Raw genomic sequence first — 21,826 nt, 5'->3', positions numbered from 1 at the left:
ATGCCCCTCGCCTTTTCCGCCAATCTCGGCTTTCTCTTCACCGAATACGATCTGCCCGATGCCGTGCGGGCAGCGCACCGCGCGGGCTTCAAGGCCGTGGAACTGCACTGGCCCTATGCGACGCCTGCGGCAGACCTGCTCTCTGCGCTGCACGAAACCGACCTGCCCGTGCTTGGGCTGAATACAGTGCGCGGGGATGTCGACAATGGCGAGTTCGGCCTTGCCGCCCTGCCCGGGCGCGAAGCGGATGCGCGCGCCGCCATCGATCGGGCGATCCCTTATGCTCAGGCGATTGGCGCGACGAATGTGCATGTGATGGCCGGTCGAGCCGAGGGCGAGGACGCCGAGCGGACTTTTGCAGAGAACCTCGCCTATGCGTGCCAGGCGGCCGACGCCCATGGCATGGGCATCCTCATCGAACCGCTCAACACGCGCGACGTACCCGGTTATTTCCTGACGGATATTGCGCATGCGGCCGACATCATCGACCGCGTCGGCCTACCCAATCTGCGCATCATGGCCGACTGTTATCACATGCAGATCATGGGCGGCGATCTCCTGACGCGGCTGACGCAGCATCTGCCGAAGATCGGCCACATCCAGTTTGCCGCTGTGCCCGACCGCACCGAGCCCGACCACGGCGAGATCGCCTTTCCATGGCTCTTGAACGCGCTTGCCGCCGCCGGCTACGACAGCCCCTTTGGCGCGGAATACAAGCCCCGCGGGCGGACGGAGGACGCTCTGGGGTGGCTGAAGGCGTTTTGAGGCGCCGCTAGCGCGTTCGGATCGCGCGCTGCGCGCCTCAGACGACGATGTCGCCTTCGTCCTCACCATCCCAATAATGAATGCGATCGGCATGCACCTTGATCAGGATCAAGCCCGGCGTATCGACGCCGTTCTCGAACCAACGCTCCAGATCTTTCGTCCAATGCTCCTCGAAGGCGCTCTTGTCGCGGATGAGTTCGGCTGTCCCCTCGATAGCGATGAAAATCGGAGGCTTGCCAAGCCACCCTGCCGACCCTTGAAGCGACATGGAGACTTTGGGGTCACTTTCGATATCCGACACGGTTCGTGTGGAATCGTAGGTGAAGAAATAGCTGTCGCCTTGGAATTCCACATCCCGGTTGTTGCTCATCGGCCGCCCGGCCAGCGCACCATTCTCCGTGCGCGTGAACAACATCGTGAAATCGATGTCGCGCATCGTCTTTGAAATCTGCTCAAGCGTTCGATCGGTCATCGTCGTCTCCAGAAGCGACAGGGGCGAAGGTCTGCCGTGGAGAACTTGCGAACGCCAAATACGTTGCGCCGATGTCGCAAACCAGCGCGAACCACTGAAGTAGCGACAGCATCACGGTTTTGGGAACGATTGGTGCACCCGACAAGATTCGAACTTGTGACCTCTGCCTTCGGAGGGCAGCGCTCTATCCAGCTGAGCTACGGGTGCCGGCGCGAAGCGTGATCCGCGCGGGATTGGTGATAGACGATGGCGCGCTCCGCTTCAATGGGGAATTGGCGAGCGCGTGGGTTTCGCGAAACCTCACCGCCCGCGCGAGGCAAGCGGCATGTAGATCTCGAGCAGCTGGCGCATATGGTCGTTGCGCTCTTTGGCGGTGTTGCCGCCGAGCACGACGGCAACCACGCTGCGGCCGTTGGCCTGGGCGGACGTCGCGAGATTGAAGCCGGATGCGCGGATGTAACCGGTCTTCAAGCCGTCGACCCCGGGCATGGAACCGACGAGCTCGTTGTGGCCGCGGATCGTCGTGCCCCGATAGATGAAGTCCTTGTTGCCGAAATAGCGGTAATATTGCGGGAAGTCGCGGCGCATGGCGAGCGACAGCACGGCCATGTCGCGTGCCGTGGTGATCTGCGCGCTGTCCGGCAACCCGTGGGGATTGCGAAAGATCGTGCTGGCCATGCCGAGCTGGCGGGCCTTGGCGTTCATCACGCCCGCGAAGCCCTCCTCCGAACCGCCCAGATATTCCGCAACGGCGGTGGCGACGTCATTTGCCGACTTGACGACGAGCGAGAGGATGGCTTCCTCAACCGAGAGGGTCTCTCCTGCCCTGAAGCCGATCTTTGTCGGCGGGCGCGCGGCCGCATAGGCCGAAACCGGGATCGGTGTAGTCTCGGTGAAGCGGCGATCGCGCAGACCTTCGAACAACAGGTAAAGCGTCATCATCTTCGTCAGCGAAGCGGGATGGCGCGGCGTATCGGCGCCATATTGATAGAGCACCTGGCCGGAATGCGCATCGACGACGATGGCGGCATATTTTTCCGAAAGTGGCGGCGGGGCTACCGGCGTGGACACCTTTAGCGTCGTGCTGGTACAGCCCGCCAGAAGCACTGCCGCGAAGACGAGCGCGAGGAATCGGCGCAGCGGAACCGGCGCGAAATGAAGGATGGTCTGCAAGCGAACGCCCCGTGCATTAAATCAGAACTGTCGAATATACCGGCGGTGCCTGGCAGATCGACGTGAAGTCGCAGTGTTAGGCCGACAAGATTAAGGCGGCGTTATTCATACTTGCATGAAAAGCTGGAGCGAGGAATTCTTGGGCGAACGAGCTGGCGGATCCCGATGAGCCTCATGCCTTTCTGTCTGCGCGCCCTCATGCTGGCGCTTCTCGTCGCGATCGCGCCGGCACCGGGCGCCAGGGCGGCCGAATTGTCCGCTCAGCATGCTGTGGCCGAAGAGGCACGCTGCAGCTGGCGCCACGCGGTGGCACTGCCGGGCCGCCTGCCGGCCGATATCTGCATCCGCTCAGACCATTTCGCCGAGGACATCTGCCGGACGATCGAGGGCCTGTCCGCAAGCCATGAGCTGCCGGCCGGTTTCTTCGCGCGGTTGATCTGGCAGGAAAGCCGCTTCGATCCGAATGCGGTGAGCCCCGCCGGCGCGCAGGGCATCGCCCAGTTCATCCCATCGACGGCGCGGCTCAGGGCACTCTCGGATCCCTTCAATCCGGCGGAGGCCCTGGCCCGGTCGGCCCATTATCTCGCCGAGATGAAGGACCGCTTCGGCAGCCTGGGGCTCGCTGCGATCGGCTACAATGCAGGCGAGGAGCGCGCGCGGCGGTTTCTGGCGGGCGACACCTTCATGCCGGGCGAAACGCGCGCCTATGTCCACATCATCACCGGGCGCGGCGTCGAGCAATGGCGCGACGATCCACCGGCCGATCTCGATTTCGCGCTCGCCACCGATGTGCCGTTTACCCAAGCCTGCCTGGAGCTCGCGAAGAACAGCCGCATGAGCGAGATGCGGATGGCAGCGGGAGACTGGAAGCCGTGGGGCGTTCAGCTGGGATCGGATTTCTCGCGCGCGAATGCCGAGCGCATCTTTGCCCGCGTCCAGTCGCGCACACCGGCGCTCGCCAGCGAAACGCCCATTTTCGTGGCCGAGCGCAACCGCAGCTTCGGCAGCCGCAGCCGCATCGCCGTGCGCGTCGGGCGCGATACGCGCGAGGAAAGCCAGGCGCTGTGCGCCGACATCAGGCGCGCCGGTGGCTTCTGCCTGGTCGTGCGCAACTGACGCCACGTTCTTTGGCGCAACGGAAGCTTGCAAGCGTCGCGGTAACGCCGATAGAACCCGTCCAACGAAATGACGAGGAGACGGGATCATGGACATCACTGGAGTAGCGGCAATCGTCACCGGCGGCGCGTCCGGGCTCGGTGCGGCAACGGCACGGGCACTGGCGAAAGCGGGCGCCAAGGTGGCCCTCGTCGATCACAACGAAGCAGGTGCCATAAAGGTCGCCGACGAAATCGGCGGAATCGGCATCGGCTGCGACGTCTCAAGCGCCGAGCAGGCCGAAGACGCCCTCAAGCGTGCAGAAGAGGCTAACGGCCCGGCACGCATCCTCGTCAACTGCGCCGGCATCGCGCCTGCCAAGAAGGTTCTATCGAAAACAGGCGTCATGCCGCTCGACGAGTTCCGCAAGGCCATCGAAGTCAATCTGATCGGCACGTTCAACTTCCTGCGCCTCGTGGCAGAGCGCGCGGCCAATCTCGATCCGGTGTCGGAAAGCGGCGAGCGTGGTGTCATCATCAACACCGCGTCCGTCGCCGCCTATGAAGGCCAGATTGGCCAAACGGCCTATGCCGCATCCAAGGGTGGCGTGAAGGCGCTGACGCTGCCGGCCGCGCGCGAGTTCGCGCAGATCGGCATCCGCGTCTGCTGCATCGCGCCGGGCATTTTCGAAACGCCGATGCTGCTCGGCCTGCCGGAGCCGGCGCAGAAAAGCCTCGGTGCCTCGGTGCCCTTCCCCTCGCGCCTCGGCAAGCCGGACGAATACGCCAAGCTCGTGCTTGCCATTCTCGACAACGAAATGCTGAACGGCGAGACGATCCGCCTCGACGGCGCGCTTCGCATGGCGCCGAAATAAAGCACACTCTTCGGCTCAGACATCATCCTGGCGATAAGTCTGAGCCGGGCGATCGATCGCGATCGACTTGACGAGAACGAAAACCGGCCTGCCTTCGGCGAGCCCGAGCTCGGCGACGGCCATGCGCGTGACGCGGGCGCGTACGCCGACACCCGCCACATCCACCAGCACTTCCGCATAGGCCGTATCGGCCTCTGCCGCCACTTGGCGCACGGTGCCTGAGAGAACATTGCGGATCGAAAGCCCGCTCGGCCGCTCCGTCGCGAGCGCCACGTCGCGGGCACGCAGCCGGACCTTCACCATCTGGCCGATCGCGCCGTCGATGCGCGGAACGAGGAGCCGCTGGCCGCGATGATCGAGCTTGGTCATCGCCCACTCGGCATCATGGCCGACAATCTGCGCCGTCAACGTGACACCTGCCTCGAAGCGGCCCGTGAGAGGCCCGAGATCGATGCGCGAAAGAACCTCCTCGACTGGCCCCCTGGCGGCGACGCGACCGGCTGAGAGCACGATCATCCGGTCGGCCAGTTGCCCGACCTCTTCCACCGAATGGGTGACGTAGACGATCGGGATCGAGAACCGGCGCGGCAGGCTGGCGATATGCGGCAGGATCTCGGCTTTTCGCCTGCCATCGAGCGCCGCGAGCGGCTCATCGAGCAGCAGCAGACGCGGCCGCGAAAGCAGCGTTCGGGCGATGGCGACGCGCTGGCGTTCGCCGCCGGACAGCGCCGTCACCGACCGGTCGAGCAGCGGTGCAAGATCGAGCGCATCGACGACATCATCGAAAGTCGGCCTGTCACCGATCTTGCGCGAACGATAGTCGGCGAAAGCGAGATTGCCCTTCACCGAGAGATGATCGAAGAGCCGCGCATCCTGAAACACATAGCCGACGCCACGCCGTTCGGTCGGCACAAATTGCCCCGTGGCGCTGTCCTGCCAGATGTCGCGGTCGAAGCGCACATGGCCGCTCGCTTCGCGGTCGAGACCCGAGAGAATGCGCAGAAGCGTGCTCTTGCCGCAGCCGGAATGGCCGAAAAGCGCCGTGATGCCGGCAAGCGGGATCGCCTCTTCCACCTTCAGATCGAAGGCGCCGAAGCGGCGCGCGATGGCAATGTCGAGCATCGCCATCGTCAGACCGTCTTCAGCGGAAAGCGGCGGTTGAGCGTATAGACCGTCATCAGCACGACGAAGGAAAAGACCAGCATGATGGCCGAGAGGACATGCGCCTCCGCATAGCGCAGCGTTTCCACATGCTCGTAGATCGCAATCGAGATGACGCGCGTCTCGCCGGGAATATTGCCGCCGACCATGAGCACCACGCCGAACTCGCCGACCGTGTGGGCGAATGTCAGTACGATCGCCGTGAGGAACCCGCGCGCTGCAAGCGGTGCGGCAACGAAGAAGAAGCGGTCGAGCGGCCCCGCCCGCAAGGTTGCAGCTGCTTCGAGCGGCGCCTTTCCAACCGCTTCGAATGCAGCCTGCAGCGGCTGCACCATGAAGGGCAGCGAATAAAATACGGATGCGATCACGAGACCGATGAAAGAGAAGGTCAACGTCGTGTCGGTCAGGCTCACCCAGAACGCGCCGAGCGGCGCGCGCGGGCTCATCAGAACCAGCAGATAGAATCCGATGACGGTGGGCGGCAGCACCAGCGGCAGTGCCGTCAGTGCCTCCACCACCGGCTTCAGGCGCGCGCGCGTATGCGCCAGCCACCACGCGAGCGGTGTGCCGAGCACGAGCAGCACGAGCGTCGTGACGGCAGCAAGCTGCATCGTGAGAATGAGCGGGCCGGGATCGGGAAGCGGGATTGAAGACAGCATCAGGCCCTATTCTGTGGCGTAGCCATAGTCTTCGATAATGGCCTTTGCCGGCGCGCTGGCAAGATATGCGATGAACGCAGTCGCAGCCTCATTGTCCGCGCCGCGCCCGGTGACGACCGCATCCTGGCGGATCGGCTCATAAAACTCCTGGGGCACGTCCCAGCGGCTGCCGGGCTGCTTATTGGAAGGGCTGAGCACGTAGGACAGCGCGACGAAGCCGGCTTCCGCATTACCGGTCGAAACCATCGCGTGGGTCTGACCGATGTTTTCGCCGCGCACGATCTTGGGCTCGAGCGTCTCCCAAAGACCGAGCGCTTCCAGCGTCTGGCGCGCTGCCAGCCCATAGGGCGCGACATCGGGATTTGCGATCGCGAGTGCACGGAAGGCGTTGGCTTGAAGGAATGCCGCGCCGTCATCTCCGATCAGCGCGCCGTCAGTGCTCCACAGCGTCAGCTTGCCGATCGCATAGGTGAAACGCGTTCCCTCGGCCGCACCCCCTTCGGCTTCCAGCTGCGCGACGGTGCGCTGGTCTGCGGAAAGAAACACGTCGAACGGCGCACCGTTGATGATCTGCGCATAAAGCTGCCCGGTCGACCCTGCGGAGATCCTCAACGTGTGATCGGTTTCTGCTTCAAACGCATCGACGAGAACCTCGGCCACCTCGGCAAAATTCGCGGCAACAGCAAGTGTCGCTTCCGCCGCGCGCGCGGACTGTGCGCCTATCACCGCAGCAAACGCGAGCGCGCCGACGGCGAAACGGCGGAGCATGGCAGGCGATGTCAGCATGGGAAAAGTTGCCCGATAGGTTTTCACGAACATATCGGCAGGGAACCAGAGATAAAGCGGCCGCGCAACCGTTATTTCCGTTCGGACATATCGGAGAGCATCGCCTTCAGTTGCTTGACCTCTGCGACGCTCTCGGCGACCAGCCGCGCCTCCATCTGTCGGTAGAGCGCAAGCGCCGCCTCCCCGGCTTCAGTCAGCACGGCGCCGCCGCGCTCTGAGCCGCCCTTGGATGTTTCGACCAGTGGCTTGGAGAAGTTTCGATTGAGCGTTTCAATCAGCGTCCAGGCGCGCTTATAGCTCATACCCATGCGCCGGCCCGCCGCTGCGATCGAACCAGTCTCGCGGATCCCATCAAGCAGGTCCGCCTTGCCGGGCCCGAACGCGATGTCGGGGCCGAGCACGATGCGCAGCCTGACGGTCGGATCGCTCTTCGAATGGGTCATCGACAAAACCTAGCCAGCGGTGATGCCGCCGTCGACATTGAATGTCTGGCCGGTGATGAAGCTCGATGCAGGTGACGCCGCATAGAGCACGGCTTCGACCACGTCCTCGACGCTCGCCAGCCGCCGCATCGGGATGCCTTTTGCCAGAAGATCCACGTCCGGGCCGCCTTTCGTGATCGTCTCGGTCACCATCGCGGTTGGGGAAAATGTCGGGCAGATCGCGTTGACCCGCACGCCATGGCGGGCATTCTCGAGCGCCGCCGATTTCGTCAGTCCGACGACGCCGTGCTTCGCCGCCGCGTAGACCGCGAGCCCATTGGCGCCGATGACGCCGGCAATGGAAGCGATGTTGACGATGGCGGAGGGCCGGCCCGTCTCGGCAAAGCGCAGGCGCATCGGCGGGAGTTGATGCCGCATGCCATGGATGACGCCCATAAGATTGACGGCGATCAACTGCTCTGCTTCCGCTGCCGTCACCTCATGCAGCGGCTTGAAGGCCGTCGCGATCCCGGCATTGTTGATGGCGACATCGATGGCGCCGAACCGGTCGAGCGCCGCAGCGACAAGACATGCCGATGTCTCTTCGTGAATGATGTCGCCGCTAAGCAGCACCGTTTCGCAATCCAGCCCGGCTGCGCTTTCGGCAAGCAGCGCCTCGTCGCGATCGGCAAGAACGAGACGCGCTCCCGCATCGCCAAAGCGCTTCGCCATCGCCTGCCCGAACCCGCCGGCCGCCCCGGTGATGAGGACGACAGCGCCTGCGAACGGTCCGCACCGCTCACCCATTGCGGATCACGTCGATCGCCTCAGAAGCGATCAGCGGGATCGCGCGGCCCATTTCGCGCGCGCGTTCCGGATTGGACGCATTGCCGTCGACAGCGCGCCTCAGCACGCCCTGCAGGATCGCGCCGAGGCGAAAGAAGGCGAAGGCCAGATAGAAGCGCCAATTATCGATGCGATCGATGCCACGCAGCCGGCAATAGGTCGCGACGTAGTCCTCTTCGCTCGGGATGCCGAGTGCGACGCGATCGAGACCACCAAGCCCTTTGAACGTGCTGTCATGCGGCAGCCGCAACTGCATGCACTGGTAGGAGAGATCGGCGTAGGGGTGGCCGAGTGTCGACAGCTCCCAGTCGAGAACGCCGAGGATCGTCGCGCTGTCCCTGGCAAAGATCATGTTGTCCATGCGGAAGTCGCCATGCACCAGCGACACCTGCCCATCATCCTTCGGCAGGTTTTCGGACAACCAATCGATCAGCGCGTCCATGTTGGTAATGGGATCGATGACGCTTGCGCGGTACTGCTCGCTCCAGCGCTTCAGCTGGCGCTCGAAATAATTGCCGGGCCGCCCGAAATCGGAAAGACCGGCAGCGTCGATGTCGACATCGTGCAGCGCGGCCAGCGCCTCGACCATCGCGTCATAGATTGCCTGACGTTCCTGCGCGGATAGTTCGAGCAGCGCCGGATCCCACAGGATACGGCCATCCAGATGCTCCATGACGAAGAACATCCGGCCGATGACGGAGTCCTCCGGCGAGAGGTAGTGGACCCTTGGAACCGGCACAGCCGTGCCGCCAAGCGCGCGCATGACGCGGAACTCGCGATCGACCTGATGCGCGGATTTCAAGAGCTGCCCGGGCGGCTTGGCGCGCAGCACGAAGCGGCGGTCCGCGGTGACGATCAGATAGGTCGGGTTCGACTGGCCAGTGTTGAACTTGCGCATTTCGCTGATGCGGCCGAAGCCCGCGATCTCGCCGGCGAGGACCGCTTCCAGCGCATCGATGTCCGGCATGTCCACGATATCCGTCGCCGCCGCCATCACTGGAAGTCCTTGAACAGTCGGTTGCTGTCATGCGCGGACATGCCGCCATCGAGCGGCAGGATTGCGCCCGAGATATACGCGCCCGCCTTCGAGCAGAGATAGAGCGTGGCGCCTGCGATATCGTCCGGCGAACCGATGCGCCCCAGCGGCACGCCCCGACCGACGATGTCGGCCTTCTCATCCGTGCCGGTGGCAAATGCCGTCATCTTGCTCTGGAAAGGCCCAGGCGCGAAGGCGTTGACGGTGATGCGACGTGCCGCGAATTCATTGGCGAGAATGCGCGTGAGGTGATGCACCGCTGCCTTCGACGCCGAATAGGAATAGGCGCCATCGGCGAGCGGCACCGTTCCCATGACCGAGCCGAGATTGATGACACGTGCCGGGTCCGCATCGCTGGCAGCCTTGTCGAGCAGCGGCAGGAGGTCACGCGTCAGCGTGAAAAGACCCGCGACATTGACGTTCATCACTTTCTGCCAGGCGGCATGAGGAAAGGTCTCGAGCGGCTCGCCCCAGGAAATACCGGCATTGTTGACGAGGATATTCAGACGGTCGGTGCGCTGCGCCAGTTCCGCCGCAAGCGCCTTCACGCCCTCCTCGCTGCCGACATCGCCGGCAAAGCCTTCCGCCCGTCCGGGCGCGCCGAGGCCATTGAGCTCTTCCGCGACCGCTTCGCAGTCCGCGCCCTTGCGCGAAGCGATGTAGACATGCGCGCCGCCCTGGACGAGCGCCGTCGCAACCATGCGTCCGATGCCGGTTGCACCACCCGTCACGAGCGCCGTCTTGTCCTTGACCGTAAAGAGGTCCTCCAGATAGGCCATATGCATCCTCCGCCTTGTCCTCATCGATCCTTAGTCGATGGAGACAGCGAAGGACAACCGAGGAGGAAGGATGAGATGGGCGCCATGGACCTTGGAATGACGGAACGGCTCATCCCGATCCACGCTGCGGTGAAGCAGATGATCGAAGAGGAGATCGCCCCGCTCGACGAGGAATTTCTGGCGGAAGTCGGCAACGGTGATCGCTGGACGCACACGCTGCGCCAGAGCGAAATCCTCTCCTCATTGAAGGCGAAGGCGCGCGAGCGCGGCCTCTGGAATTTTTGGCTGACCGACAGCGAGCGCGGCTTCGGCCTGACGACGGTCGAATATGCCTATCTGGCCGAGGAAATGGGCAAGTCGCACCTGGCGGCAGAGATCTTCAACTGCGCTGCGCCTGACACCGGGAACATGGAAGTGCTCGAACGCTACGGCTCGGATATACACAAGGAGCGCTGGCTGAAGCCGCTGCTTGCCGGTGACATCCGCTCGGCCTATCTGATGACGGAGCCGGACGTCGCGTCCTCAGACGCCACCAACATCGCCATGCGCTGCGAACGCGATGGCGACCACTATGTGCTGAACGGCGAGAAATGGTGGGCGTCGGGCGCCGGCGATCCGCGCTGCGCCGTTTACATCGTGATGGTGCGGACCGGTGGCGAAGACGCACCGCGCCACCGCCGCCATTCCATGCTGGTGATCGACGCGAAAACGCCCGGCATAGAGAAGCTGCGGGCCATGGAAGTCTATGGCGATGACGACGCACCACACGGGCATCTGCACCTGCGTTTCAGCGATGTGCGCGTACCGGTCGAGGACCTACTCGTGGACGAAGGACGCGGCTTCGAGATCGCGCAAGGCCGGCTGGGGCCTGGCCGCATCCACCATTGCATGCGTGCCATCGGCCAGGCGGAGCGTGCGCTCGAACTCATGTGCCGACGCGCCGTCGAGCGCGAAGCCTTCGGCAAACGCCTGTCCGATCTCGGCGCCAACCACGACATCATCGCCGAATGCCGCATGGAGATCGAGATGGCGCGGCTTCTCTGCCTGCGCGCCGCCTTTGCCATGGACCAGAAGGATGCAAAAGCTGCAGCGCCCTGGATCAGCCAGATCAAGGTCGTAGCGCCGAATGTCGCGCTCAAGGTCGTCGATCAAGCGGTGCAGATGTTTGGCGGTCAGGGCGTGTCGCAGGACACGCCACTTGCGCGCATGTGGACGCATCTGCGCACGCTGCGTCTTGCCGATGGACCAGATGCTGTCCACCGCCGCCAGGTGGCGCGCAACGAACTCGCCCCTTACCGCGAAGGATCCGCCAAATGACCAGCGCCATCGTCTGCCACGCCTTCGGCCCGCTCGAACAGTTGCGACTGGAGACAGTCAAGCTGAAGGCGTTGGCCGCGGGCGAAGTGCAGGTCAAAGCGGAAGCGATCGGCGTGAACTACCCAGACGGGTTGCTGGTGCAGGGCCTCTACCAGATGAAGCCGCAGACGCCGTTCACCCCCGGCATGGAAGTCGCCGGCACGATCACGGCCTTGGGCGACAATGTCGACGGCTTTGCGATCGGCGATCGCGTCGCGGCACTGCTCACCACCGGCGGCTATGCGAGCGAGATCGTGACCGATCCCGCCAATCTGATCGCGCTTCCCGAGCACGTGTCGTTCGATGACGCCTGTGCCCAGCTCTGTGCCTATGGCACGTCGCATCATGCGCTGAAGCAACGTGCGTCACTTCAACCGGGCGAAACGCTGCTGGTGCTGGGTGCTGCGGGTTCCACCGGCATTGCCGCGATCCAGATTGGCAAGGCGATGGGCGCACATGTCATCGCGGTCGCATCGAGCGAGGACAAGCGTGCGCTGGCGAAAGCCAATGGCGCCGACGTCGTGCTCGGCTATGACGGCCTGAAGGATGCGGTGAAGCAGGAGACCGCCGGCCGAGGTATCGATGTGGTCTTCGATCCGGTTGGCGGCGATGCCTTCGACACGGCCACGCGTTTGATGGCGCGGGGCGGCCGGTTGCTCGTCGTCGGGTTCGCCTCGGGGCGCATTCCGACTTTTCCCGTCAACCTGGCACTCGTGAAGGAGTTTGCCGTGATCGGCGTCTTTTGGGGCAACTTCATCGCCAAGGAGCGCGCAATTTATCTGGAGAACATGCGCGAGCTTTTCGCCTGGCATGCGGATGGCCGCGTCAAGCCGCATATCGGCGATAAGCGCCCGCTCGCCGACGCTGCAGAAGTTTTGAGCGAAATTCTGCAGCGCGGCGCGCGTGGCAAGACGGTGCTTGTTCCCTGATAAATGACGCCCCGCAGCCTTACATAAGCAAATGTGGAACAAGTCATCTTCCGTCGCGTTGAGGGGGCAACGAAACGGAGGCGGACGATGCCCACGAAAGCAAGTATTGAGCGCACGGCAAACGAAGTATTCGAGACCGTGGAAGATCAGGTCGGCCGCTTTGCCGGCAAGGCCTACGAGACTGGACGCGCGCAGGCTGAAGCCGTCGTCGACGAACAGCGCAATGCATTCAAGAATTTCTGCATAACGATCGTGCGCGCGCTTCGCCGCGGCGGGGACGAGCTGCGCGACGAAGGATATGCGACCGTCGCCGGCATGGTGGACGATGTCGCCACCAAAGCGGAAGAGATGACCAGCAACGTGGACGATCTCGACATGCGCTCCGCCACGCAGCGCGTCGAAGACTTTGTGCGCGAAAAGCCATTGGTCGCTTACGGCGCGCTGGCAATCGCAGGCTTCCTTGTCGCCAACACCCTGCAGTCCGCCGCGCAGCACCGCCAGCAGCGCAACATCGCAGCGCCGCGTCCGGCGAGCACACGCCAGCCGCAATCGCGCACGCCACGTGGGTCAGCCAGCGCGAAGTCCGTAGGGACGACCACCCGCAGGCGCACGGCAAAATCGACCGCCTGAGGCACATGACGCGTTGCGTACCCGGCAGCTTTATTGCCGAGCATTGAGAGAACGATGACCGATCCACAACGACCGATCCAACCGCCATCGCTGATCCAGAACCTCAGGGCTCTGTTCGAAGATACGATCGATCTCTTCCGCAAGGAGATCGAACTCGCAAAGGCGGAGTTTTCGGAGAAGTTGTCGCAGGCACAGAGCGGCCTGACGATGATTTTTTGCGGACTGCTGCTGTGTGCCGTCGCAACCTTCCTGCTTGCTCAGGCGTTGGTTACATGGCTCGCGATTTACCTCGGCCCGGCCGGCGCGGCACTCGCAATCGGTGCTGCGGTCCTTTTATTCGGTGTCATCGCTCTATGGATCGGAGCCGCCCGGCTTAAGCCGCAAAATCTGAAACCTGTGAGAACCATTCGCGCCACGAGCGAGAATGCGACCCAATTCAAGGAGACCTTCAATGACAAAATCAAGTGAGCGTATCGAAGAAGAAATCGACGGCCTGCGTGAGCGTATGAAAGACCGGATCGACACTACGGCCCGCGAATTCTCGCCGAAGGCACTGGCTGCTCGTGTCACCGGCCAGGAAGACCCTTCCGCCAGCGAGATGCTGGATTGGGCCGTGCAGAAGGCACGCAACAATCCGCTTTCGACAGCTTTGGTAGCGCTCGGCCTGCTTGGCCTCGCAACCCAGTCCAACGAGCGCACGCGCCTTCTATCGCGTCGTGACGTGGACAAGGGGACGCAGCGGATTCGCGGCTATGCATCCAAGGCGTCCGATACCGCCCGGGGCTACATCCATGATGCCGCCGATGTCGCTGTCGAAGCAGCTGACGACGCCGTGCACTACGCCCGCGAGACCGCCGAGAGCGCGAGCCGCGCCGTAACACGTTCGGCCCATGATGCAGAACTCGCAGCACGTCGTGCAGCCCGCTATTCTGCCGACACCACGCAGGAAGGTGTCGAGTGGGTCAAGCGTAACCCGACTGCAACGGGCCTGTTCGCGCTGGCGATCGGCGCTGCGGCAGCTTCCATGTTTGCTGCTCGCCGCAACCAGGACCCGGTTCTCGCTGCCCTTTCCGACGACAGCGATGATGATGCCCCGATCCCTGCACGTCGCGCACCTGTAAAGCGCGCGCCGCGCAGCGCGCCAGTTGCAGCAACTTCCGCAGCTGGCACCACACGCAAATCGACGCGGAAATCTGCGTCGGATCAGCCGGCAACCACCACGGCGCGCAAGCGTTCGGCCGCAGCATCGTCGAAGACGGCAGCCGCTGGCGCTTCGGAAACCGTACGCAAGGCGCGCCAGACCCGAGCCCGCAAGACGCCGGCCGCCCACAAGGCATCGACGTCGACGGCTTCTAGCGGCAATGGCAACAACGCCGCATCGACGACGAACCAGTCTTCCGCTCCGGCAACGACGGCTTCGACAACGTCCAACCCGCAGGTGCATTGATCGCGGGTTCACCGACGGTCGGCTCAGCAGAAAGCCCGGTTTCCACCGGGCTTTTTCTTTGGTCGGAGCGGCCGATTGTCGGAACACCCTCTCGTCTGAGACGTTTTCAAGATGAGGAAGCCGACGACGAGCTTCCGACCAATAAACAAGGAGATGCCTAATGAACTGGGACATCATCGAAGGTAAGTGGAACGAGTTTCGCGGCAAGGCCCAGCAGCAGTGGGGCAAGCTCACGGACGACGATCTCGATCGCGCCAAGGGCAGCCGCACGGAACTCGCAGGCCTCATTCAGCAGCGCTACGGCGTCGCACGCGACGAAGCTGAGCGTCAGGTCGATGAGTGGCGCTCGCGCCACTAGCAGTCATTAGGCTTAGGCCAGCGCGAACGCCGCTCGTCATCACGGGCGGCGTTTTCGTTTTGCTGCAGGTCTTGATGCGGGAATAGAAAAAGCCCGATGCGATCGGCGATCGCATCGGGCTTTGGCAATCCAAGACCTGTCCGAAACGCGTCAGGCCGCGGACTTTTTGTCCGACTGACGATTGAAAAACAGCGCCTGGCTGATAAGTGCGCGAACCATGTCGGGCTGGAACGGCTTGGTGACAAGGAATGCCGGCTCCGGTCGCTTGCCCGTCAGAAGCTGCTCGGGATAAGCCGTGATGAAGATCACCGGAACGTCTGTTTCTTTAAGAATGTCGTTCACGGCATCGATGCCGGAGCTGCCGTCGGCCAGCTGGATATCCGACAGAATGATGCCCGGCTTCTTCTTCGCGAAGAGTGCATTGGCTTCCGCATGGGTGCGCGCAATGCCGGTGACCGAATGGCCAAGATCGATGACAAGGTTTTCGATATCCATCGCGATCAGCGGCTCGTCTTCGATGATCATGACATCGGTGGCAACCTGCTGTGCAATGTCACGCGAGGCCTGGACGAGCAGCTCGGAAAAATCGTCTTCGGACATGGAGAGAATTTCGGCGCCTTCCGACTTCGAGAAGCCTTCGACGGCAACGAGAAGAAATGCCTGGCGCGGCAGCGGCGCGATCATCTGAAGGTTATGATCGCTCTTTTCCATGCCACCGAGACCGGAATGCGGGGTGACATTGACCTCGATGGACTTCCAGATCGTCGCAAAAGTTTTATAGAGGCCGATCTTGGCATCGTTGCCGCGGGGAAACAGATCGACATCGGCAATAAGCGCCTCGAGCACTGCAGTGACATAGGCGTCGCCGCTGCTCTGGGAACCGGTAAGCGAGCGTGCAAAGCGCCGCAGGAATGGAAGGTGCGGAGCAAGCTCGGCAGCTAAAGACATATGGAACTCCCTCGAATGGGCGCGCTGTGGAAAGTCGAATGTGCGTCGCCGGGTGATAAACAATCGAATGTCAAAAAAAGTTCCCTATAGGTCGGAACAATTTTCAACAAGCTGCGTTGCAGGGCTGCGAGTAGGGGTCGGAAAGGATACCATTGCATATGAATTCTACGAAGAGTGAGGGATCCGGTGGCGCAGCGTCGCAGCGGCCGCTGGATGATCTCTCGTCATCACAAATCGGTAAGCGCCTGAAGTCGATGTACGACGAAGTCGCGCAAGAACCTGTCCCCGATAAGTTCATGGACCTGCTCGCCAGCCTGGAGCGTGCAGAAAAGGACCGCTCGAATGGGTGAGCCTGATCCCGCCGACCTGTCGGCGTTCCGAAAGGATCTTCTGGCCGTTGTTCCCAACCTGCGCGCGTTTGCAATGTCGCTGATCGGCTCGGCCGACAGAGCGGATGACCTCGTGCAGGAAACGCTGATGAAGGCGTGGGCGAAGCAATCGAGCTTCGAGCGCGGAACCAATCTCAAGGCCTGGCTCTTCACCATTCTGCGCAACGAGTTCTATACGCAGATGCGCAAGAAAGGCCGTGAAGTTTCCGACGCCGACGGCATCCATGCCGCGCGCATGGCCGGGCATCCCGAGCAGATGGGTCACCTCGATCTGCAGGACTTTCGCAAGGCACTTGAGCTGCTGCCGGCCGACCAGAAGGAAGCGATCATCCTCGTGGGTGGTTCGGGCTTTTCCTACGAAGAAGCGGCCGAAATCTGCAATTGCGCGATCGGCACGATCAAGAGCCGCGTCAGCCGTGCACGCACGCGCCTTGCCGAGTTGATGAGCGTCGAAGCCGAGGATGAATTCGGCCCTGACGCCGTCACGCGTCAGATCATGACCGGCTCGAGCCGATCGAACATCTAGACGGTTCAGCCGGATCCGACGGTCCGGCTGCCACTCCCCTACCGATTCTTCAGTAGATCCTGGATGACCTGCTTGAGCCTGTCGAAATGATAGGGCTTCTCGAGATAAGGCACGTCCGGAAATTCGGTCGCGACCTCTTCCGGCTTGGCGTAGCCCGAGGTGAAGACGAACGGAATGCCGCGCGCCTTGATCGTCTTGGCGAATTCGATCGAATTTCCGTCCGACAACGACAGGTCCAAAACGGCCAGATCAAAACGGTCGGACCGGTTGATGGCTTCGATCGCCTCGACCAGATCCTGGAATATCACGACGCTGTTGGCACCCAATTCCAGCAATGCCTGCTCCGCCTCATACGCGATGAGAAACGCGTCTTCCAGTATGAGAGCAGACAAATTGGACAAGGGACCGCCACCTTCCGGGGGCAAATTCATTTATGAAGAACCTATTAACTGGAAATCGTCACCGATGTAACGTGCCGCCCCTTCCCCGGTCTTTTACTTATGACATAGCAATTGCCGGCGCAATTGGGCATCTGGTCTTGAGGAACACGAATTTCGCAGTTGCACACATGCGCGAAGCGGCAACACGAAGCTCGTGGCTTTCCGCGACAAAAGAAGTGTGATCGGAAGCCAGGCACATGCTATCAGTGTGCTTGGTAGGGGCACGGGGTGTGCCGCCGGGTTTGGGCATTAGCGGTTTAGAATGGCGACGACCATCAAGAGTGCGACTTCAGCCGCCATGAGCGCGGCCGTTCATCGGCTTGCCAACACCGTTCTCTTGAACGAAGAGGAAGTCGACTTCTTCGAACAGCTCCAGATCAACCGCGTGGCATATCAACGCGGCGAGGATCTGGTGGTCGATGGCGACGATTTCCGCGTCTGCTTCCTGGTGCGCCGCGGATGGGCCATCAAGTACAAGATCACCAAGGCCGGACGTCGCCAGATCATCGGCGTTGCCCTGCCCGGAGACTTCATCGGCCTCCATATCAATTTCCAGAGGCGCGCGTCCTATTCGGTCGCAGCGCTGACCGAACTGGAAACGGCCGTGATCGAGCCGATCCGTCTCCTCGAAGTCTATCAGAAATACCCGGTACTTGCCTCGGGTCTCGACTGGATGTCGGTCCGCAACTTCAACATTCTCAGCGAACACAATGTCTCGCTTGGTGCACGACCAGCGAGCCAGCGCATTCTGCATTTCATGCTGGAGCTTTGGTGCCGCCTGCGTGCCATCGGCGAGGCCGACAAGGACGGTTTCAAGCTGATGATGACGCAGGAGCAGATCTCCGACACGATGGGCTTGTCGCTCGTTCACACCAACAAGAATCTGCGCAAGCTTCAGCGCGAAGGCCTGTTGTCTATGAACAACGGTATCGTAGGATTTCCCGATCCTGCGCGATCGATCGAATATGCGGATTTCGACGAGCGTTTTTTGGAGAACTTCCAGGAGAGCCGGCTGGTAGCAAGCGCACTGTCCCGCTGAGACACCGGGCTGCGCCTATTTCCTCAACTGAGCGCATAAAAAAACGCGCCGCATTTCTGCGGCGCGCTTGAACGTGATCTGAAATCGATATCAGCAAGCAGCTGTATAGCGGCGGCCGTAGCGATCTTCGTAGATGCACTGGTTGTTGTTTTCAGACGCGCGGCCGATCAATGCGCCGCCGACTGCGCCTGCTGCACCACCGATCAGAGCACCATCAGTGCCACCGACTGCCGCACCGATTGCTGCGCCGCCAACGCCGCCGACAACAGCGCCCTGCTGCGTCTGCGTGCATGCTGCGAGCGGGAGGGCGAGAAGGGCGACTGCGAGTGTTTTTTTCATGATTTTTGTTCCCAATAACCGAAACTGGAGCGGAGATTTCCGCGGTTGACCGATTGCAAGACCGGGAGCCCACACTCCCCTCCGGCGCCTAGCATCGCACTCGAAACGCGAAAGTCGCCGAATGGTTCCGTACTTACTGACGCGATGTTTTTGTCAGCGCAACGTCACTCGACGCATAGAGCGAATCGCCTGCTACTACATCGACCAGAAGCTCGCCGCTGGTGTTGAAGTCCCACGCTACGATCGCGTCCTGTTCGAAATCGGCAGGATCGACGACTGCACACTGACCATAGACGACGGGATGATCGTTGCTTATGCTGCGCAGCACTGGCTCCATGTCCTGTTCGCACATCTGGACCGTTTCATAACCGACGGTCGGCGCTGAAAGTTCGCGGCATTCGATGTCGCCGTGACCACATCCGATAAGCACCATAATCGCTGCAATATGTTCCATCGGTCCGTCCTCTCATAGGATCGTTTCGATGGAAAAATGCAGCCGGCGGGACTTGGTTCCGCCGGCTGCCCGGAAATCAAACCGATGTCAAGCGCCCAGATGCAGGCGCTCGTCTTTTAGAGCTGGTCGGTGACGACGGTCGAGAACGCGCCTTCCGGTTCTGCGGTGATGGCCGGATTGTCTGGCGAAACCGCATTCAGCAGCGTCTGAACCGTCTGCTCATAGGCAGCCTCGTCCAGTGCTGCACTGTCGCCCACGAGCGCTGCCGCTTCTTCGACCTGGTAGACCTGGCTTTCGAGCGTGAGCGCGCCGGACATGTCGTTCTCCAAAACGATCTCGGCGGCCTCCTGCGGGTTTTCCTTGGCATGCTCCCAGCCGCGCATGGAAGCGCGGACGAAGCGCACCATCTTGTCGACGAAAGCTTCGTCGGCGAGATCTTCCTCCAGCACATAGATGCCGTCTTCCAGCATGCCGACGCCTTCATCGAGGAAGTTGAAGACGGTCAGACTGTCTTCCGGAATGCCGGCATCGAGGATTTGCTTGTACTCGTTGTAGCGCATGGTGGAGATGCAGTCGGCCTGGCCCTGCAGCAGCGGGTCTGCGGAGAAAGCCTGCCGCAGCACTTCGACGCCCTCGTCGCCACCTTCCGTGGAATAGCCGAGCTTCGCCATCCAGGCATAGAACGGATACTCGTTGCCGAAGAACCAGACACCGAGCGTCTTGCCCGGGAAGTCTTCAGTGGTTTCGACACCACTTTCCTCGGAGCAGACCAACTGCAGTGCCGAGCCCTGGAATGGCTGGGCGATGTTCACCAGTGCCACGCCGCGCTCGCGCGCAGCGAGAGCAGCCGCCATCCAGGTCGTGATCACGTCGGCGCCACCGCCGGCGATCACCTGCTCAGGCGCGATATCCGGACCACCCGGGTTGATCGTCACGTCGAGGCCTTCCTCTTCGTAATAGCCGAGATCCTTGGCGACCAGATAGCCGGCGAACTGGCCCTGGTTGACCCATTTCAGCTGGAAGGTCAGCGGCTCGAGATCCTGGGCATGGGCGCCCGTCATCATCAGGCCGGCGAGTAGCGTGGAGGCGAGAAGTTTCTTCATTGTGCCATTCCCCTTATTGTCCCGTCCGCCCACCACGGACCGACGGATGCCAGAAGGTGACGCGCCTCTCGATGAGCGCGATCAACCCGTAAAAAAGCGAGCCGGCAAGCGCGGCAACCGCGATCTCGGCCCAAACCATATCCACCTGCAGGCGCCCGATGGCGGACGATATGCGGAAGCCCATGCCGACGATCGGCGTGCCGAAGAATTCCGCCACGATCGCGCCAATCAGCGCCAGCGTCGAGTTGATCTTCAGCGCGTTGAAGATGAACGGCCAGGCGGCCGGCAGACGCAACTTGAAAAGCCCCTGCCAGTAGCTCGCCGCATAAGTGTGCATCAGGTCGCGTTCCATCGCGTTCGCGGCAGCCAGTCCGGCGACGGTGTTCACCAGCATCGGGAAGAACGTCATGACCACCACGACGGCTGCCTTCGACTGCCAGTCGAAGCCGAACCACATGACCATGATCGGCGCGATGCCGACGAGCGGTAGCGCCGAGACGAAGCTGCCGATCGGCAGCAAGCCAAGCTTCAGAAACGGCGAACGATCGATCGCGATGGCAAACACCAAGCCTGAGGCGCAACCGATGGCGTAGCCGATAAGAACCGATTTCAGGAAGGTCTGGCGGAAATCAGCCCACAGCGTCGGCACGGAGCTAGTGATCTGCGCCCAGATCGCGCTTGGCGGTGGCAGGAGAACCGGCGGCACGTTGAACCCCCGTACCAGGCCTTCCCACAATGCAAGCAGCGAGACCCCGAAGAGGATTGGCACGACGAGATTGATCGCGCGGCGTGCCCCGGCCTGTCGCGTTTCGACCCGCACGAGATATTCGTTGGCCGCCCAGCAGCCCAGCCACACGACAAGCGCAAATATGATCCAGCCTGCGTTCATGGCCGCACTCCCATGCGCCTCAGCACGATGCGCTCGACGATACCGATCACGAAGATCAGCGTCGCGGAAAGTGCTGCTGCCATGAAGAGTGCCGCCCAGATCTGCGTGGTCTGGCCATAGTAGCTGCCGGCAAGCAGGCGCGATCCGAGACCACCGGCTGCACCGGTCGGCAATTCGCCAACGATCGCGCCGACGAGACTTGCCGCGACACCAACCTTCATCGAGGTGAAGAGGTAGGGCATGGCGCTTGGCCAGCGCAGCTTGCCGAACACCTGGCCCGGCGAGGAATGGTATGTGCGCATGAGATCGAGCTGCAGCGCATCGGGGCTGCGGAAGCCCTTCACCATGCCGACGACGACCGGGAAGAACGAAAGATAGGTGGAGATCAGCGATTTCGGCACGAGTCCGGTCAGACCGATCGATGCGAGAACGACGACGATCATCGGCGCGATCGCAAGGATCGGGATTGTCTGCGATGCGATCAGCCACGGCATCAATGATCGGTCGACTGCGCGGTTGTGCACGATCAAAATGGCCAGCGCGATCCCGAGCACCGTGCCCATGACGAATCCGAGAAGCGTCGCCGACAACGTGATCCAGGCATGGTAGACAAGGCTGCGGCGCGAAGTGACATCCTGCATCGCCACCGAATTCCACAATTCGACCAGAACCTGATGCGGTGCCGGCAAGACCGGCCGATCCTGCGCGAATGTACCGGCGACGAACTGCCAGATGGTCCAATCGGCCTGCCCTGCCCGGTCGAACACCTGCAGCTGCCACCGGGCATTGAGCCAGATGGTGCAGGCATACCAGATGACGAGGATGGCAAGCACCATCGTCGCCACCGGTACAGCGCGGCCTTCGGTCAAGCGGCGGCGGGGGGCGGTAACAGCCGTCATTGCACGCAACGC

At 62.2% G+C, this 21,826-nt stretch carries 28 protein-coding genes and 1 tRNA gene; 12 read left to right on the top strand and 17 right to left on the bottom strand.

What is annotated here, in order from left to right; translation table 11 throughout:
• A complete protein-coding gene (locus PU133_RS09315) occupies nt 1–765 on the top strand; it encodes a hydroxypyruvate isomerase family protein (RefSeq protein ID WP_404864398.1) in 765 nt (254 codons plus the stop codon).
• Between the two features lie 37 nt (nt 766–802).
• Here PU133_RS09315 and PU133_RS09310 read toward each other — a convergent pair whose 3' ends face one another.
• The 3 genes from PU133_RS09310 to PU133_RS09300 all read right to left on the bottom strand — a co-directional run bounded on the left by PU133_RS09310 (nt 803) and on the right by PU133_RS09300 (nt 2,410).
• Complete coding sequence (locus tag PU133_RS09310) at nt 803–1,237, bottom strand: pyridoxamine 5'-phosphate oxidase family protein (protein WP_404864397.1); 435 nt, start codon at nt 1,235–1,237, stop codon at nt 803–805.
• Between the two features lie 130 nt (nt 1,238–1,367).
• Nucleotides 1,368–1,444, bottom strand: a tRNA-Arg gene (locus tag PU133_RS09305).
• 93 nt (nt 1,445–1,537) lie between these two features.
• The gene (locus PU133_RS09300) at nt 1,538–2,410 is read right to left on the bottom strand and encodes a D-alanyl-D-alanine carboxypeptidase family protein (RefSeq protein ID WP_404864396.1); all 873 of its coding nucleotides are present in this window, start codon (nt 2,408–2,410) and stop codon (nt 1,538–1,540) included.
• Nucleotides 2,411–2,575: 165 nt separating this feature from the next.
• Between PU133_RS09300 and PU133_RS09295 the strand changes: the two genes are divergently transcribed.
• Complete coding sequence (locus tag PU133_RS09295; RefSeq protein WP_404864395.1) at nt 2,576–3,526, top strand: lytic transglycosylase domain-containing protein; 951 nt, start codon at nt 2,576–2,578, stop codon at nt 3,524–3,526.
• A gap of 88 nt (nt 3,527–3,614) precedes the next feature.
• Nucleotides 3,615–4,379: an SDR family NAD(P)-dependent oxidoreductase gene (locus tag PU133_RS09290; protein ID WP_404864394.1), complete on the top strand. Its 765-nt coding sequence runs from the start codon at nt 3,615–3,617 to the stop codon at nt 4,377–4,379.
• Between the two features lie 15 nt (nt 4,380–4,394).
• Here PU133_RS09290 and modC read toward each other — a convergent pair whose 3' ends face one another.
• The 7 genes from modC to PU133_RS09255 all read right to left on the bottom strand — a co-directional run bounded on the left by modC (nt 4,395) and on the right by PU133_RS09255 (nt 10,068).
• Nucleotides 4,395–5,507: a molybdenum ABC transporter ATP-binding protein gene (modC, locus tag PU133_RS09285; RefSeq protein WP_404864393.1), complete on the bottom strand. Its 1,113-nt coding sequence runs from the start codon at nt 5,505–5,507 to the stop codon at nt 4,395–4,397.
• A gap of 2 nt (nt 5,508–5,509) precedes the next feature.
• The gene (gene modB / locus PU133_RS09280; protein ID WP_404864392.1) at nt 5,510–6,199 is read right to left on the bottom strand and encodes a molybdate ABC transporter permease subunit; all 690 of its coding nucleotides are present in this window, start codon (nt 6,197–6,199) and stop codon (nt 5,510–5,512) included.
• A 6-nt stretch (nt 6,200–6,205) separates the two neighbouring features.
• Complete coding sequence (gene modA, locus PU133_RS09275) at nt 6,206–6,985, bottom strand: molybdate ABC transporter substrate-binding protein (RefSeq protein ID WP_404864391.1); 780 nt, start codon at nt 6,983–6,985, stop codon at nt 6,206–6,208.
• Between the two features lie 71 nt (nt 6,986–7,056).
• Nucleotides 7,057–7,428 carry a winged helix-turn-helix domain-containing protein gene (locus tag PU133_RS09270; RefSeq protein ID WP_126009769.1) on the bottom strand — a complete coding sequence of 124 codons (372 nt, stop codon included), beginning with the start codon at nt 7,426–7,428 and terminating at the stop codon, nt 7,057–7,059.
• A 9-nt stretch (nt 7,429–7,437) separates the two neighbouring features.
• On the bottom strand, nt 7,438–8,214 hold the full coding sequence (locus tag PU133_RS09265) for an SDR family NAD(P)-dependent oxidoreductase (protein ID WP_126009768.1): 777 nt from the start codon (nt 8,212–8,214) through the stop codon (nt 7,438–7,440).
• Nucleotides 8,207–9,247, bottom strand: coding sequence for a phosphotransferase (locus PU133_RS09260; protein WP_404864390.1), 1,041 nt, complete (start codon nt 9,245–9,247; stop codon nt 8,207–8,209). The genes PU133_RS09265 and PU133_RS09260 overlap by 8 nt, the downstream gene beginning before the upstream one ends.
• Nucleotides 9,247–10,068, bottom strand: coding sequence for an SDR family oxidoreductase (locus PU133_RS09255; RefSeq protein ID WP_126009767.1), 822 nt, complete (start codon nt 10,066–10,068; stop codon nt 9,247–9,249). Before PU133_RS09255 ends, PU133_RS09260 begins: the two co-directional genes overlap by 1 nt.
• Nucleotides 10,069–10,143: 75 nt before the next feature.
• Between PU133_RS09255 and PU133_RS09250 the strand changes: the two genes are divergently transcribed.
• From PU133_RS09250 to PU133_RS09225, 6 genes are all read left to right on the top strand, one after another.
• The gene (locus PU133_RS09250) at nt 10,144–11,385 is read left to right on the top strand and encodes an acyl-CoA dehydrogenase family protein (protein WP_126009766.1); all 1,242 of its coding nucleotides are present in this window, start codon (nt 10,144–10,146) and stop codon (nt 11,383–11,385) included.
• Nucleotides 11,382–12,353, top strand: a complete 972-nt coding sequence (locus PU133_RS09245; protein WP_404864389.1) for an NADPH:quinone oxidoreductase family protein — start codon at nt 11,382–11,384, stop codon at nt 12,351–12,353. The genes PU133_RS09250 and PU133_RS09245 overlap by 4 nt, the downstream gene beginning before the upstream one ends.
• 87 nt (nt 12,354–12,440) lie before the next feature.
• Nucleotides 12,441–12,983, top strand: coding sequence for a hypothetical protein (locus tag PU133_RS09240; RefSeq protein ID WP_404864388.1), 543 nt, complete (start codon nt 12,441–12,443; stop codon nt 12,981–12,983).
• Between the two features lie 54 nt (nt 12,984–13,037).
• Nucleotides 13,038–13,451, top strand: a complete 414-nt coding sequence (locus PU133_RS09235) for a phage holin family protein (protein WP_404864387.1) — start codon at nt 13,038–13,040, stop codon at nt 13,449–13,451.
• The gene (locus tag PU133_RS09230; protein WP_404864386.1) at nt 13,435–14,430 is read left to right on the top strand and encodes a hypothetical protein; all 996 of its coding nucleotides are present in this window, start codon (nt 13,435–13,437) and stop codon (nt 14,428–14,430) included. The genes PU133_RS09235 and PU133_RS09230 overlap by 17 nt, the downstream gene beginning before the upstream one ends.
• Before the next feature lie 160 nt (nt 14,431–14,590).
• Nucleotides 14,591–14,788: a CsbD family protein gene (locus tag PU133_RS09225; protein WP_126009761.1), complete on the top strand. Its 198-nt coding sequence runs from the start codon at nt 14,591–14,593 to the stop codon at nt 14,786–14,788.
• Between the two features lie 150 nt (nt 14,789–14,938).
• Here the strand turns inward: PU133_RS09225 and PU133_RS09220 are convergent, their stop codons facing one another.
• The gene (locus tag PU133_RS09220) at nt 14,939–15,736 is read right to left on the bottom strand and encodes a response regulator (RefSeq protein WP_126009760.1); all 798 of its coding nucleotides are present in this window, start codon (nt 15,734–15,736) and stop codon (nt 14,939–14,941) included.
• 158 nt (nt 15,737–15,894) lie between these two features.
• Between PU133_RS09220 and PU133_RS09215 the strand changes: the two genes are divergently transcribed.
• Both PU133_RS09215 and PU133_RS09210 read left to right on the top strand, forming a co-directional pair.
• Complete coding sequence (locus PU133_RS09215; protein WP_126009759.1) at nt 15,895–16,086, top strand: NepR family anti-sigma factor; 192 nt, start codon at nt 15,895–15,897, stop codon at nt 16,084–16,086.
• Nucleotides 16,079–16,651, top strand: a complete 573-nt coding sequence (locus PU133_RS09210; protein WP_404864385.1) for a sigma-70 family RNA polymerase sigma factor — start codon at nt 16,079–16,081, stop codon at nt 16,649–16,651. Before PU133_RS09215 ends, PU133_RS09210 begins: the two co-directional genes overlap by 8 nt.
• Nucleotides 16,652–16,689: 38 nt before the next feature.
• Here the strand turns inward: PU133_RS09210 and PU133_RS09205 are convergent, their stop codons facing one another.
• The gene (locus tag PU133_RS09205) at nt 16,690–17,052 is read right to left on the bottom strand and encodes a response regulator (RefSeq protein WP_199864584.1); all 363 of its coding nucleotides are present in this window, start codon (nt 17,050–17,052) and stop codon (nt 16,690–16,692) included.
• Nucleotides 17,053–17,353: 301 nt separating this feature from the next.
• On the opposite strand from PU133_RS09205, the gene PU133_RS09200 reads away from it, so the two are divergent.
• The gene (locus tag PU133_RS09200) at nt 17,354–18,130 is read left to right on the top strand and encodes a Crp/Fnr family transcriptional regulator (protein WP_126009756.1); all 777 of its coding nucleotides are present in this window, start codon (nt 17,354–17,356) and stop codon (nt 18,128–18,130) included.
• 90 nt (nt 18,131–18,220) lie between these two features.
• Here PU133_RS09200 and PU133_RS09195 read toward each other — a convergent pair whose 3' ends face one another.
• The 5 genes from PU133_RS09195 to PU133_RS09175 form a co-directional block, all read right to left on the bottom strand.
• Complete coding sequence (locus PU133_RS09195) at nt 18,221–18,469, bottom strand: glycine zipper domain-containing protein (RefSeq protein ID WP_126009755.1); 249 nt, start codon at nt 18,467–18,469, stop codon at nt 18,221–18,223.
• A 133-nt stretch (nt 18,470–18,602) separates the two neighbouring features.
• Nucleotides 18,603–18,923, bottom strand: a complete 321-nt coding sequence (locus PU133_RS09190) for a hypothetical protein (protein WP_126009754.1) — start codon at nt 18,921–18,923, stop codon at nt 18,603–18,605.
• Between the two features lie 116 nt (nt 18,924–19,039).
• Complete coding sequence (locus PU133_RS09185) at nt 19,040–20,026, bottom strand: ABC transporter substrate-binding protein (RefSeq protein ID WP_126009753.1); 987 nt, start codon at nt 20,024–20,026, stop codon at nt 19,040–19,042.
• Between the two features lie 13 nt (nt 20,027–20,039).
• Complete coding sequence (locus PU133_RS09180) at nt 20,040–20,915, bottom strand: ABC transporter permease (protein WP_404864384.1); 876 nt, start codon at nt 20,913–20,915, stop codon at nt 20,040–20,042.
• Nucleotides 20,912–21,814: an ABC transporter permease gene (locus PU133_RS09175; protein WP_404864383.1), complete on the bottom strand. Its 903-nt coding sequence runs from the start codon at nt 21,812–21,814 to the stop codon at nt 20,912–20,914. The genes PU133_RS09180 and PU133_RS09175 overlap by 4 nt, the downstream gene beginning before the upstream one ends.
• Between the last annotated feature and the right edge of the window lie 12 nt (nt 21,815–21,826).

It is taken from the genome of Georhizobium sp. MAB10, from assembly GCF_045012825.1.
Lineage (GTDB): Bacteria > Pseudomonadota > Alphaproteobacteria > Rhizobiales > Rhizobiaceae > Georhizobium > Georhizobium profundi.
This window is presented reverse-complemented; position numbering and strand designations above follow the sequence as displayed.

What these genes read in the sequence shown, in the direction of transcription:
- PU133_RS09315 (WP_404864398.1), top strand. Translation starts at nt 1, where the DNA reads ATGCCCCTCGCCTTTTCCGCCAATCTCGGCTTTCTCTTCACCGAATAC.
- PU133_RS09310 (WP_404864397.1), bottom strand. Translation starts at nt 1,237, where the DNA reads ATGACCGATCGAACGCTTGAGCAGATTTCAAAGACGATGCGCGACATC.
- PU133_RS09295 (WP_404864395.1), top strand. Translation starts at nt 2,576, where the DNA reads ATGAGCCTCATGCCTTTCTGTCTGCGCGCCCTCATGCTGGCGCTTCTC.
- PU133_RS09290 (WP_404864394.1), top strand. Translation starts at nt 3,615, where the DNA reads ATGGACATCACTGGAGTAGCGGCAATCGTCACCGGCGGCGCGTCCGGG.
- modC (WP_404864393.1), bottom strand. Translation starts at nt 5,507, where the DNA reads ATGGCGATGCTCGACATTGCCATCGCGCGCCGCTTCGGCGCCTTCGAT.
- modB (WP_404864392.1), bottom strand. Translation starts at nt 6,199, where the DNA reads ATGCTGTCTTCAATCCCGCTTCCCGATCCCGGCCCGCTCATTCTCACG.
- modA (WP_404864391.1), bottom strand. Translation starts at nt 6,985, where the DNA reads ATGCTGACATCGCCTGCCATGCTCCGCCGTTTCGCCGTCGGCGCGCTC.
- PU133_RS09270 (WP_126009769.1), bottom strand. Translation starts at nt 7,428, where the DNA reads ATGACCCATTCGAAGAGCGATCCGACCGTCAGGCTGCGCATCGTGCTC.
- PU133_RS09265 (WP_126009768.1), bottom strand. Translation starts at nt 8,214, where the DNA reads ATGGGTGAGCGGTGCGGACCGTTCGCAGGCGCTGTCGTCCTCATCACC.
- PU133_RS09260 (WP_404864390.1), bottom strand. Translation starts at nt 9,247, where the DNA reads ATGGCGGCGGCGACGGATATCGTGGACATGCCGGACATCGATGCGCTG.
- PU133_RS09255 (WP_126009767.1), bottom strand. Translation starts at nt 10,068, where the DNA reads ATGGCCTATCTGGAGGACCTCTTTACGGTCAAGGACAAGACGGCGCTC.
- PU133_RS09250 (WP_126009766.1), top strand. Translation starts at nt 10,144, where the DNA reads ATGGGCGCCATGGACCTTGGAATGACGGAACGGCTCATCCCGATCCAC.
- PU133_RS09245 (WP_404864389.1), top strand. Translation starts at nt 11,382, where the DNA reads ATGACCAGCGCCATCGTCTGCCACGCCTTCGGCCCGCTCGAACAGTTG.
- PU133_RS09240 (WP_404864388.1), top strand. Translation starts at nt 12,441, where the DNA reads ATGCCCACGAAAGCAAGTATTGAGCGCACGGCAAACGAAGTATTCGAG.
- PU133_RS09235 (WP_404864387.1), top strand. Translation starts at nt 13,038, where the DNA reads ATGACCGATCCACAACGACCGATCCAACCGCCATCGCTGATCCAGAAC.
- PU133_RS09230 (WP_404864386.1), top strand. Translation starts at nt 13,435, where the DNA reads ATGACAAAATCAAGTGAGCGTATCGAAGAAGAAATCGACGGCCTGCGT.
- PU133_RS09225 (WP_126009761.1), top strand. Translation starts at nt 14,591, where the DNA reads ATGAACTGGGACATCATCGAAGGTAAGTGGAACGAGTTTCGCGGCAAG.
- PU133_RS09220 (WP_126009760.1), bottom strand. Translation starts at nt 15,736, where the DNA reads ATGTCTTTAGCTGCCGAGCTTGCTCCGCACCTTCCATTCCTGCGGCGC.
- PU133_RS09215 (WP_126009759.1), top strand. Translation starts at nt 15,895, where the DNA reads ATGAATTCTACGAAGAGTGAGGGATCCGGTGGCGCAGCGTCGCAGCGG.
- PU133_RS09210 (WP_404864385.1), top strand. Translation starts at nt 16,079, where the DNA reads ATGGGTGAGCCTGATCCCGCCGACCTGTCGGCGTTCCGAAAGGATCTT.
- PU133_RS09200 (WP_126009756.1), top strand. Translation starts at nt 17,354, where the DNA reads ATGGCGACGACCATCAAGAGTGCGACTTCAGCCGCCATGAGCGCGGCC.
- PU133_RS09195 (WP_126009755.1), bottom strand. Translation starts at nt 18,469, where the DNA reads ATGAAAAAAACACTCGCAGTCGCCCTTCTCGCCCTCCCGCTCGCAGCA.
- PU133_RS09190 (WP_126009754.1), bottom strand. Translation starts at nt 18,923, where the DNA reads ATGGAACATATTGCAGCGATTATGGTGCTTATCGGATGTGGTCACGGC.
- PU133_RS09185 (WP_126009753.1), bottom strand. Translation starts at nt 20,026, where the DNA reads ATGAAGAAACTTCTCGCCTCCACGCTACTCGCCGGCCTGATGATGACG.
- PU133_RS09180 (WP_404864384.1), bottom strand. Translation starts at nt 20,915, where the DNA reads ATGAACGCAGGCTGGATCATATTTGCGCTTGTCGTGTGGCTGGGCTGC.
- PU133_RS09175 (WP_404864383.1), bottom strand. Translation starts at nt 21,814, where the DNA reads ATGACGGCTGTTACCGCCCCCCGCCGCCGCTTGACCGAAGGCCGCGCT.